This is a genomic window from Rhizobium sophorae (assembly GCF_013087515.1).
In the GTDB taxonomy this organism is placed as follows: domain Bacteria; phylum Pseudomonadota; class Alphaproteobacteria; order Rhizobiales; family Rhizobiaceae; genus Rhizobium; species Rhizobium sophorae.
Genome location: NZ_JABFCN010000071.1, coordinates 1 through 10213 on the forward strand (window position 1 = coordinate 1; position 10213 = coordinate 10213).

11 protein-coding genes are annotated in these 10213 nt (G+C 57.1%); 7 read left to right on the forward strand and 4 right to left on the reverse strand.

All coding sequences use genetic code 11. From position 1 onward, the window contains the following. Positions 1-1073, forward strand: a 1073-nt coding sequence (locus G9X64_RS35950) for a LysR family transcriptional regulator (RefSeq protein ID WP_246271188.1), incomplete at its 5' end; no start/stop codon positions are given. 731 nt (positions 1074-1804) lie between these two features. Here G9X64_RS35950 and G9X64_RS35955 read toward each other — a convergent pair. From G9X64_RS35955 to G9X64_RS35965, 3 genes are read right to left on the reverse strand one after another with little or no spacing between them, the layout of a single operon-like run. After that, positions 1805-2197 (reverse strand): ester cyclase, encoded by a 393-nt coding sequence (locus tag G9X64_RS35955; protein ID WP_171378375.1) that lies wholly within the window; start codon positions 2195-2197, stop codon positions 1805-1807. Further along, complete coding sequence (locus G9X64_RS35960; RefSeq protein WP_171378376.1) at positions 2194-3111, reverse strand: alpha/beta fold hydrolase; 918 nt, start codon at positions 3109-3111, stop codon at positions 2194-2196. Before G9X64_RS35960 ends, G9X64_RS35955 begins: the two co-directional genes overlap by 4 nt. Positions 3112-3122: 11 nt before the next feature. Further along, entirely contained in the window at positions 3123-4262 is a 1140-nt protein-coding gene (locus tag G9X64_RS35965; RefSeq protein ID WP_171378377.1) for an epoxide hydrolase family protein, read from the reverse strand. A gap of 142 nt (positions 4263-4404) precedes the next feature. On the opposite strand from G9X64_RS35965, the gene G9X64_RS35970 reads away from it, so the two are divergent. Continuing rightward, on the forward strand, positions 4405-5343 hold the full coding sequence (locus tag G9X64_RS35970; RefSeq protein WP_171378383.1) for a LysR substrate-binding domain-containing protein: 939 nt from the start codon (positions 4405-4407) through the stop codon (positions 5341-5343). A 95-nt stretch (positions 5344-5438) separates the two neighbouring features. Here the strand turns inward: G9X64_RS35970 and G9X64_RS35975 are convergent, their stop codons facing one another. Next, positions 5439-5675, reverse strand: a complete 237-nt coding sequence (locus G9X64_RS35975) for a hypothetical protein (protein WP_171378374.1) — start codon at positions 5673-5675, stop codon at positions 5439-5441. Positions 5676-5929: 254 nt separating this feature from the next. On the opposite strand from G9X64_RS35975, the gene G9X64_RS35980 reads away from it, so the two are divergent. The 5 genes from G9X64_RS35980 to G9X64_RS36000 all read left to right on the forward strand — a co-directional run bounded on the left by G9X64_RS35980 (position 5930) and on the right by G9X64_RS36000 (position 10015). Then, positions 5930-7690 (forward strand): PAS domain S-box protein, encoded by a 1761-nt coding sequence (locus tag G9X64_RS35980; RefSeq protein ID WP_171378378.1) that lies wholly within the window; start codon positions 5930-5932, stop codon positions 7688-7690. A 62-nt stretch (positions 7691-7752) separates the two neighbouring features. Beyond that, entirely contained in the window at positions 7753-8880 is a 1128-nt protein-coding gene (locus tag G9X64_RS35985; protein WP_171378379.1) for a PAS domain-containing protein, read from the forward strand. After that, the gene (locus tag G9X64_RS35990; protein WP_171378380.1) at positions 8877-9302 is read left to right on the forward strand and encodes a response regulator; all 426 of its coding nucleotides are present in this window, start codon (positions 8877-8879) and stop codon (positions 9300-9302) included. Before G9X64_RS35985 ends, G9X64_RS35990 begins: the two co-directional genes overlap by 4 nt. Before the next feature lie 49 nt (positions 9303-9351). Then, positions 9352-9561, forward strand: a complete 210-nt coding sequence (locus G9X64_RS35995) for a hypothetical protein (protein ID WP_171378381.1) — start codon at positions 9352-9354, stop codon at positions 9559-9561. A gap of 154 nt (positions 9562-9715) precedes the next feature. Then, positions 9716-10015, forward strand: coding sequence for a DUF982 domain-containing protein (locus tag G9X64_RS36000; RefSeq protein ID WP_168317543.1), 300 nt, complete (start codon positions 9716-9718; stop codon positions 10013-10015). Positions 10016-10213: the final 198 nt, after the last annotated feature.

Below are 10213 nucleotides of genomic sequence, written 5' to 3' on the forward strand. Positions count from 1 at the left end.
AAGGCCAGCTCGGCTGCTGCGGCACAAAAGAGAGGAGAAAAGGCCAATCCCTTGACCAAGCCCTGATCAGAAAACCATACTCAGAGGTGGCTCACTTCTCGGTGGAAAAACCGGCTCAGTTCCGCGTGGAAAACAACAACACAGACATTCCCAACCAAAAGGGGGCAATCTTGGACAGGCTTTCGAGCATGGCTGTTTTCGTTAAAGCCTCCGACCTCGGATCTTTTGCCGCAACCGCAGAAGCCATGGGAATGTCGCCCCAGATGGTCGCCAAACATGTCGTGTTCCTGGAAGACAGGCTTGGGACGGCCCTGCTTCACCGCACCACCCGGCGGCAAAGTTTGACCGACGTGGGAAGGGCCTTTTACGACCGCTGCAAACAGTTGCTTTCGGATGTCGAAGCGGCTGAATCCATTGCCCACGACATGCGTTCCCAACCAAAAGGCGTGCTGCGGGTCAATGCTCCGGTGACGTTCGGCTCTTACAGTTTGGCGCCATTCGTGACGCGGTATCTGGATCGCTACCCCGGCATGCAAATCGACCTGACGCTCAACGACCGTTTCGTCGATCCGTTGGAGGAGGGGTTCGAGGTCATGGTCAGGATCGGGGAGGTCGACGACCCGTCGCTGGTCGCGCTTCCTCTGACTCCTTATCGGCTTATTGTCTGTGCATCTCCCGACTATCTTCTCCGGCGGGGCAGCCCCCGAACACCGTCGGATTTAGAGCAACACGATTGTCTTGTTTATGGCGAAGGCCCTTCTTCAATTCCATGTCGCTGGCAGTTCACCCGCTGGGGCAAGACCGAGGAGGTAGGGGCTGCCGGCAGAATCCGCAGTAACGACTGGAAGGCGTTGTTGCATGCGGCGATCGCTGGCTATGGCATCACCTTGGGACCGGAAACTGTCTTGAACGCAGAAATCTCTGCTGGGCGACTGGTTCAAGTTCTACCCGATCATGAGGGGCCGTTTCGTCCCATGCACGTGGTCTACCCTTTTGGGCGCCGGCCTACCGCCAAGGTGCAGAGTTTCGTAGAAGCGCTGATCGATGAATTTGGGCCGGACGCGCCCAAATAGGCGACGCAGGAGTTCTAGCCAAGCGGAGAGAGTTCCGCGGAGAAAGCGTGAAAGACTCGCGGCGATCGAAGCAGCGCCGCATCGACGTGTCGGTTGGCACTTAACGGCGAGAATGCGGCCGTTTCTGTTTTGGTTTGCAGTTAATTTGAGATTCGGCGGCCGAGGATCTCAACTTAACCGCAGATGCGAAGATGTTAGACATCGAGATCGCAAGCCGTAATGTTGTTGAAAATGTTATTAAATCTACATACTGCCTGTGCCTAGGTTGATCTTCAACGGATTGCCGATTTCCGAGAGCGCGTGAATTTTGACGCCTCACCAGTCTCAGGTTAACTGCCAAACATTGTGTAGGAATCTCAGATAAACTGCCAAGTCTCAAATTGAGTTCCGCAGTAACGTATTGATTTTGTTAGGATCGAGTCGCTGTTAACTGGAAAACGACAGTGGCGCGCATCGGCGTGCCCTTCGACTATGTCATCACAACAGAATAGGCGCAGGCCTATATGTACTGGGACATGAAAGCTCGTCACGAACTGGGCCTACGGGGTATCTGGGTGAATCGGCGGGGAGAAGCCGGCAATCCAGACTGGCTGCCTTATGGGGAAGTGTCGGATTTGAACGGAGCAGCCGAATTGCTCCTCGCCAGTCAGGACTGATTTACAGATGTCCTTCCCGCGCGACAGCAGCCATCGTCCTAGCAGGTCATGGGGGCCCTCCGCCGGTGCCCTGTATTAGGATCGCGGGAGCTGGACCTCTATCGCCGCTTTGTCGAGCACTGACCATACTCTGGCGATCTTGCCGACCTCATATTCATAGAAGACGTTTTCGGAAAACTTCACGCGCTTGCCATTGACGGGTAGGCCCAGGAACTCGCCGCTCGGACTGATCTCAAATTCGAGGCGGCTGGCCAAAGTTTTCTGGTCGGAGACCAAAATGCTTACCTTAAAATGCAGGTCGGGGATCTCGCGGAATTCCCTCTCCCGGGCCAGTCGATATGCATCAAGCCCGATCATCTCGCCGTTATAGGCAACTTCGGTGCCGACATAGGTTCCAAGATTGTCCCAGTCCTGAGAATTGAGGCAGTCGATATACCCTTGGTACAAATCGGCCAGGGTGCTCGTCATCTTTGTATCCTCATCTGCATCAGAGTCATCCGCTCGCGGACCTTGATGACAGCGCTCGCGAAATCCCTGGGCCGCTCCTGCGGTACATTGTGACCAGCGTCGACGACGCGGTGCTCGTGAAACCCGGCGAACATCTTTGCGTGGTCCGCCGTCCCTCCTGGCTTCAGGGGATCATTGGAACCGTCGATGGTTATCGTGGGCACGGTTATCCGAGGCTTCTGGGCCAGACGGGCTTCGAACGCCTGCAATGCAGCTTCGCCGGGCTCAAGGCCGAGGGAGTGCCGATAGCAGCTGATCACGACGTGCACGAAGTCAGGATTTTCGAACGCATCGGCTGACCTGGCAAACGTAGCATCATCGAACTGCCAGCCAGGAGACCACTCTCTCCACAGTATCAGGCAGAGATCCCGACGGTATTGCGACAGGCATTCGCGGCCACGCTCCGTCTGGAAAAGATGTTGATACCAGAAGACCTTTTCCAATGCATGAGTAGTTGGGTGCTGTTGCCCGTTGACATCAATAATGTCGTAGCCTGCGTAGGAGACGAGGCCGCCGATGCGGTCCGGCCAAAGGGCTGCCGCCACGCAAGAGGCATTTCCGCCCCAGTCGAAACCGCCCAGAATGGGCCGTTCAATCCCAAGCGCCTCGATCAGCTCGACGATATCGCTGCCGCGGGCCGCTTGCTGCCCGCTCCGTGGCGTCTTGTCCGACAGGAACCGGGTCGGCCCGAAGCCGCGAGTGTAGGGTACGATGACCCGCGCGCCAGCCCGCGCCAATGTCGGGGCGACGTCATCGAACGCGTGCACATCGTAGGGAAACCCATGGGAAAGGATCACCGGCCATCCGTCAGCCGCGCCATACTCATGGTAGGCGATAGACAAGGTTTCGGTATTTACGGTCCGTGTCGTGGTCATATCTATCGCCTTCAACGCCTGCCGCCTTCAATCTTGGCGATGAACGCCCGCAGGTCGGCAAGCATCAGCTCCGGTTGCTCAAGCGCCGCGAAGTGGCCACCCTCCGGCATCTCGCTCCAATGAACGATATTGTAGGACTTTTCGGCGAACGAGCGGGGTGGGGGCAGGAATACGGGATCAGGAAACGCCGCCACGCCCGTCGGGACCTTGATGCGTGTACCTACGGGAAAGGTCTGGGATCCTTCCAGTCGTTTGCCGTGGTAAATCCAGGTCGATGTGACGACGGATGACGGTGCTAAGTAGAGCATGATATTCGTGAGCAGTTCGTCTTCCGAGAACTTGCTCCAGATATCCGGACTACCGTTTGCCGTCTTGCCCAGGTCAGCCCACTTGCCAAACTTTTCCAGTATCCACCCAGCCGTGCCGACCGGACTGCCGGCGAGCGCCACCCCGAGCGTCTGCGGGCGGGTCTCCTGCTCGTGGTTGTAGCCCGTCTCCCAGTCAAGGATTTCAGCGCGTCTCTTGAACAGGTCTTTCTCTTCTAAGGTCGTCGGTTCGACGCCCTTGGCGAGGACGCTCACCATGTTGAGGTGGAAGCCCAGCAACGCGTCCGGTTGACTGTAAGCCATCCAGCTGGCGATCGCCGCACCCCAGTCGCCGCCCTGGACGAAGTATCGACGGTCGCCAAACAGTCTCGTCATCAGCACATGCATTAACTCGCCGATCCGGCGCGGGCCTAGCACTCCTGTGATCGGCTGTGAGAATGCGAATCCGGGCAGGGACGGAATGACGACGTCATGTCCGTCCGCCACGAGCGGATCGATGAGGCGTTCGAATTCGAGGTAGGATCCTGGCCATCCATGCAGGAGGAGGACAGGTGGCCTCATACCCTCGCCCTTGGCGTGCAGGAAATGTATCCCTTCGCCCTCGACGTCGGTCTTGAAATTGGGAAGCCGATTGAGACGTTGCTCGACCGCGCGCCAGTCATACGTATCAAGCCAATAGGCCACCAGGCGCTTGAGGTCGTTCACTCCGACGCCTGCCGACCAGCCACCCGCATCCGGAAGCTGAGCCCAATCGTAGGCGGCGACCTTGGAGCGGATGGCCGAAATTCGTTCATCGGATATGTGGATGGTAAATGGCGAGATCATCCTGTTTTCCACGTCATTCAAACGCCTGTGGGGAAGCCCGCGGGCAGGAAGTTACATAGGCCTGTCTAACGCAAAGATGGACATTTATTCCGGGCTTGTGTATGCCTATTTTGCGTTAAATGCTTTTGCGCAGGACGCACAAATGGCCGGTGTGGAAGTAATTGGCGATCTAGAGGTGTTTACCCTCGTTGCCGAAACGGGAAGTTTTTCCGCGGCGGGCCGCCGCCGTGGTCTTGCGCCTTCTTCAATCGCCAGGATTGTCGATCGCATTGAAGCAAGGCTCGGCGTTCGCCTGTTGCTGAGAACCACGCGGTTGCTGACGATTACACCGGAAGGCACGGCGTATCTGTCTGCGGCCCGCAGAATCCTTGCGGACCTGCGGGAAACCGAGCAGATGATCTCGGACCGAAGTTCTCCGCGCGGGCGCCTGCGGGTGACAACGTCCATACAGTACGGGAGGCTGTCGCTGGTTCCGCTCCTTGGCGAATTCATCCGGCGCTATCCCGACATCATGCTCGACGTCAACCTGACTGACACCGTCGTGGATATCGCCGCTGGGCAGGCGGATGTGGGTATTCGTTTTGGGCCGCTTGCAGACGGGGCTCTGACTGCGCGAAAGCTCGGCGAAACGCGCAAAGTGATTGTCGCTTCTCCCGAATACCTTGCGCGTCGGGGCACGCCGAAAGTGCCGGAGGACCTGCATGATCACGATTGCCTCGGTTTCAACTTCAAGCGAGCCGCCCCGACCTGGCCGTTTCGGAAAGACGGTCGCGATTTCCCGTTGACAATCAAAGGCAGCGTGGAGGCAAACAACGGCGAGACGCTTGGACAACTCGCCGCAGAAGGCGTGGGCATTACGCGCGTGGGAACTCAGACCGTAGAGGAGGCGATTCAATCGGGGCAGCTCGTGCCGCTTCTGGAGGACTTCAATCCTGGAGAGGTCGAGGAAATTAATGCGGTGTTCGTTGGCGGCGCACACACTCCGGCGCGCGTCAGATGCTTTATCGACTACCTCGTCGAAAACTCACGCCTGCTCGGTACCGGACGCCCGGTGCATCCGGACGAGGCACTCAACCTATAAAGTTTGAGTTATAGAGATGAACTTACTATCGGCTCTCTGCATAGACGTTTGCCTAAGACTAGTTTCCTAATTGTGGGCCGCAGGTTCGATATGGTTCAAGAGCGCGATGCCAACTCGCCAAGATCGGCAAGACCGCGATGTAGGGACATGGCAGTGTCCAATTCCTGCCTGGTGTCATGTCCCTCGCGATACAGGTTTATGATGATCGCAGCGGCAAGCTCAGCCTCTGCGCTGTTCTTGGTCAAATGGTGAGTTTCCAGCCAGTCTTTGAATGATTGGTCGATAACCGACAATTCGTTCGGACCGAATGACGTTTCTAAAAATGCGCGCATACCCGTTCCCTTCTCGCGGCGCACATATGGGAAATCAGCCAGAAAGGGTCAAGTCTGCTGCTTTGGTGAGCTGAAATCGGTAGCGGTCTGTCGGATTAGAAGCTGATTTCATTGCGAAAAGACCTTGCTGCGACCATCTCACGCTATACATTGAGCACTGGGACGAACGTTTGCGACGTCGCAACGATTTAGAGTGGGCGCCGATGCAGAACGAAACGGGGGAAATTTTCTCGGGGCAAGACGAAATCTCTCGAATGCTTGAGCGGGGAGACTGGGACCAGTCCATGCTTGGCCCGCCTTCGGTTTGGCCTCCGTGCCTGAGATCCGCTGTCGACATTATGCTGCCTTCCATGGCGCAGATCGTTTTGTTCTGGGGGCCGGACTTAGTCGCCCTCTACAACGCACCCTATGCACCGTCGATCGGACAACGGCACCCGAAGGCTTTCGGTCGCCCGGCACGAGAAAACTGGAGCGAGCTATGGGACGACCTCGAACCGCTCCTGCGTCAAGTCCTGGACAAAGGCGAGACGGTCGCCGCCAAGGACCGCCCATTTTATATCGAGCGGCACGGCTACCCGGAAACTGTGTATTTTGACATTTCTTATTCCCCGGTCCGCGATGAAAACAAGACCGTTCGCGGGGTCTTTTGCATCGTGAACGAGACGACGGACCGGGTTCGCGCCGATCGGGCGCTCCAGGCAAGCGAAGAACGGCTGCGGGCGGTAATATCGCAGTCGGCGGCAGGGATCGGTCAAGCGAGCCTCGATGGCGAGATCCTGCACGTCAACAAGCGGTTTTGCGAGATTGTCGGCTACGAGGAACAGGAGCTGCTCGGCAAGAACATCCGCGACATCACCTATGCCGACGATATGCCCGAGCAGACCCGATTGTACCAGCGGCTTGCACAGACCGGCGAGAGCTTCGATCTCGAAAAGCGATATGTCCGAAAAGATGGCAGTCTCGTCTGGGTGAACAATACCGTCTCGCCGCTTCGAGACGATAGCGGCAGGATTCGCCAGGTTGCGGTCGTCTCGATCGATATCAGCGAACGCAAAAAAGGGCAGGAGGTCGAGCGCCAGCTGGCGTCCATCATCGCATCTTCCAACGATGCCATCCTAGGCATCGATCTCGATATGACTATCACGTCCTGGAACGCCTCGGCGGAGAGGCTATACGGTTATAAGGCGGACGAGATCATCGGTCAGTCCGTACTGATCCTTGTGCCTGCTGATCGGATCGACGAGGAGCCGACGCTGTTGAGCCGCGTCAGGGCCGGATCGACGGTGGAGCCTTACGAAACCAGACGCCGTCACAAAGATGGCCATCTCGTCGATGTTCTCCTCAGCGTCTCGCCAATCTACGACAGTGCCGGCCGGATCATCGGCGCATCCAAGATCGCTCACGATATTTCTGCGAAAAAGGAAGCGGATCGGCTTCAGGCAGTGCTAATTGGCGAGTTGCACCACCGGGTGAAGAATGTCTTTGCGACGGTCATGGCGATTGCCCGTCAGACCCTGGCAAAAGATGCTGAGGCCAGCGGTGCGGTTACCGCTTTCGAGGCTCGCCTTTCGGCCATGGCACATGCCCACGACCTTCTGGCAGAGGGGCATTGGCAGAGTGCCGATCTCAAGGCTGTGGTAGAGCAGGCTATCGCTCCATATCCTTCAGAGCGGTTTGATGTTTCTGGCGATCCGGTCTTGCTGCCGCAAAAAGTCGTTGCGTCACTCTCGCTTGCTCTCCATGAACTCGGCACAAATGCTGCCAAATATGGTGCACTCTCCAATGCGACAGGCAGAATTGCCATCAGCTGGAGCTTCGCTAAAGAGACCGGAGATCTTCGCCTCGTTTGGAGGGAGATGGACGGACCGGAGGTTCTCCCTCCGACCCGCAAGGGCTTCGGGTCCCGCCTCGTCGAACGCTTGTTGGCCGCGGAGCTGAACGGCAAATCGACAATCGCCTATGATCCGTCCGGTGTGATTTGCGAGATCGAGGCGACGATAACGTCTTTGCCCTGACAAAAACCGGAACCAATTCCCCAGCCGCGGCATTTGTTGCGGACAATACGATCAGGACCCCCATGCAAGAAAAGGATCAATATCGGACCGATGCCCGCAACGCCGGCGACCGTCTCGTCGCCGGACATGTAAGCGAGGATCCATTTGCGGCCGCGTTCAAGGCGACCCGGATGCCAATGATCGTCACCGATCCGAACCAGTCCGACAATCCGATCATCTTCTGCAACGAAGCCTTCCGAAGGCTCACGGGCTACAGAGATGACGAGATAATCGGGCGCAATTGCCGTTTCCTGCAGGGTCCAGAGACTGACAAAGCAACGATCGCGAGGATCCGGGAGGGCATCGCGGCCGGCCACGACGTTGCTGTCGATATTCTTAATTACCGAAAAGACGGCACTACGTTTTGGAATGCGGTATTCATCAGCCCCGTCCGGGACGAGGCAGGGACAATCATCTATTTCTTTGCGTCCCAGCTCGATTTCACAACGGTCAAGAGCCGGGAAGCAGACCTGGCGGCTGCGCGCCATGAGGCGGAGGCGGAGGTGGCAAAAAACACCGCCACCCTTAAGGCGGCACTGGAGGCGCGCACGCTGCTCGTCCACGAGGTGGACCATCGGGTGAAAAACAACCTGCTGACGATGGCTTCCATCGTAAAAATGCAGGCACGCATCACCACCGATTATCGGCAAAGGCAGACACTCATGTCGGTCCTCAACCGAATAGAGGCCCTCAGCACAGTTCAGCGAAAGCTGTTCACGCTCGACGACGTGTCGAAGTTCGATATCTCAGAGTTCACAAAGGAATTGGTGACAGATCTTGTCGATGCCACTGGCCGCAACGACATCCGTCTGTCTTTGGATCTTTCGCCGTTGCTCGTGCCCGCTGTCAAAGCCACGCCTTTGTCGCTGATCGTCAATGAGGTGGTCGGCGATGCAGTTCGACGGGGCCTCATGGACGGCGGCGGCGACATCCACGTGCTGGTCAAACGCCTCAACGGTCATTTTCTGATCCGTGTCGAGGACACATCCGAACCAGTTGAGCCTGATATTGAAAGCACCGAGCTCGGACGCATGTTGATCGAGGCGTCTGCTTTGCAGCTCGGCGCCGAAATCGAACGTAAACAGGATGGACGAAAGACGGTTGTCGATGTGGTGCTGCTTGTCGGCGACCATCAGGAGAATACACATTGAAAGTTATGATCGTCGAAGACGAAATGCTGCTCGCCATGGAGCTTGAAAGCGAGGTGGAGATGGCGGGCCATCAGGTTACAGGCCTCGCCATGAGCAGCATCCAGGCGCGCGAGCAGATCAACGCGTCGAAGCCTGATTTCGCATTCGTCGATATCCATCTCATGGATGGCCCGACCGGGATCGACGTCGGTCGCGAACTAGCAGCTGCGGGCATCCCCTATGTCTTCGTGAGCGGCAATATCAAGAAGATCCCGGAAGGGTTTGCCGGCGCACTCGGTGCAATCGAAAAGCCCTATACCATGAACGGAATGAAAAATGCCCTGACTTACATTTCCGCAATCGTCGGAGGCGACGAAAGTGAGTCACCGCCCGCAAGTCTGGTTTTGGCAGAAGACGCGAATGCAGGGAAGCGGTTTGGCTAAGACCCAAGGAGGAGCGTCGGCCAACACGGAGCAAAAATGGGAGGAATTGATGAGTGACAACCAAAACATTTTGAAAGAGGTCAAACCGAGGCTGCACGCGTTGATCGATGAGCTCGTCGCTAAAGGTGCCGAGAGATCCGCGGTGATCTACATGATCGAGAAGGAATCTGCCCAGCTTCGTGATAGGATGGACGAGATCCCAGATCATCAGATCGACGAGCCCTCAAACGATTGGCCGTCGGCGAGTAAAGCCCAGTAAGTCTTGTCTTGCTTGCCTTCAAGGTAATGATCGCATCGAGCACCGTGGTGGGCGGGAAGCGCAGAAGGCGGCTTGATCGTTAAGTTCATCCAGTGAGTCAGGGGCGCCATTGCGGTGGCGCCCGTCAACATTCCGGGTTGGGAAGGAGAGAGCGATGAAACCCGACATGTTTAGAGAACCGGTCACGATCCTCGTCGGTATGGGCTTCCCTGCGGAGGTCTGCGGCGTACTAGATGCATACCGACACCTGGTCGAATGGCCGGTATCGTTCAGAGACGCGGCGCATTCGGTTGCCCTGAAAGCATGCCAGGCGGCACTTCGTGGCGAGATCGAAGCAGAAACGGCGCGTGGCCTCTTCGCAGCATTTGCGGCGAAGCATGATTTGATGGCTCCCGAAACGTCAGCGATTGCTGCCTCTCGCATGCGACGCGACCGCGATCCCCGCGTGCAATGAGGTGATGTCATGGAAAACGCCATTTTGCAGCAGGCGGTCGACCGTGCAGTTACCATGGTGTCGTTTGGCAGTTAACCGTGAGATTGCGGTCGTTGTTTTCCCATTTGGCACTTAATTTGAGATTCTATCGGCCGAGAAACTCAAATTAAGTGCAACTGTGACGACCCAAGCGGCTGACGAGAACAAGCAGATCCCTCC

Coding starts and splice junctions, on each gene's coding strand:
- G9X64_RS36000 (WP_168317543.1), top strand. CDS start 9,716: ATGAAACCCGACATGTTTAGAGAACCGGTCACGATCCTCGTCGGTATG.
- G9X64_RS35985 (WP_171378379.1), top strand. CDS start 7,753: ATGCAAGAAAAGGATCAATATCGGACCGATGCCCGCAACGCCGGCGAC.
- G9X64_RS35975 (WP_171378374.1), bottom strand. CDS start 5,675: ATGCGCGCATTTTTAGAAACGTCATTCGGTCCGAACGAATTGTCGGTT.
- G9X64_RS35965 (WP_171378377.1), bottom strand. CDS start 4,262: ATGATCTCGCCATTTACCATCCACATATCCGATGAACGAATTTCGGCC.
- G9X64_RS35970 (WP_171378383.1), top strand. CDS start 4,405: ATGGCCGGTGTGGAAGTAATTGGCGATCTAGAGGTGTTTACCCTCGTT.
- G9X64_RS35995 (WP_171378381.1), top strand. CDS start 9,352: ATGAGTGACAACCAAAACATTTTGAAAGAGGTCAAACCGAGGCTGCAC.
- G9X64_RS35955 (WP_171378375.1), bottom strand. CDS start 2,197: ATGACGAGCACCCTGGCCGATTTGTACCAAGGGTATATCGACTGCCTC.
- G9X64_RS35960 (WP_171378376.1), bottom strand. CDS start 3,111: ATGACCACGACACGGACCGTAAATACCGAAACCTTGTCTATCGCCTAC.
- G9X64_RS35980 (WP_171378378.1), top strand. CDS start 5,930: ATGCTTGAGCGGGGAGACTGGGACCAGTCCATGCTTGGCCCGCCTTCG.